The 277-nt window shown below is 66.4% G+C and carries 1 protein-coding gene; it reads left to right on the top strand.

Going from position 1 to position 277, the window contains the following annotated elements:
- Nucleotides 1-277: dihydroxy-acid dehydratase (locus R0J88_RS19820; protein ID WP_410900849.1), on the top strand; the 277-nt coding region annotated here is incomplete at both ends.

Here is a 277-nt window from a genome sequence, read left to right as displayed (position 1 = left end):
GGGATGACTTCACCGAGCTTTCCGCGGTGGTGCCGAGCCTTACGCGCATCTACCCGAACGGCCAGGCCGACATCAATCACTTCCAGGCGGCCGGCGGCATGAGCTTCCTGATCCGTGAACTGCTCAAGGCGGGTCTGCTCCACGACATCCCCACCCAGGCCGGTGGCACCCTGGCCGGCTATGTCCGCGAGCCCTTCCTCGAGAACGGCAAGCTGGTCTGGAAGGACGGCCCTACCGACAGCCTCGACGAGGATGTGCTGCGCCCGGTGGCCAACCC

The organism is Pseudoalteromonas sp. SIMBA_162 (assembly GCF_046535955.1).
Taxonomy (GTDB): domain Bacteria; phylum Pseudomonadota; class Gammaproteobacteria; order Enterobacterales; family Alteromonadaceae; genus Pseudoalteromonas; species Pseudoalteromonas marina.
The sequence above is the reverse complement of the archived record's forward strand: the minus strand, read 5'-3'. Positions and strand labels throughout refer to the sequence as shown.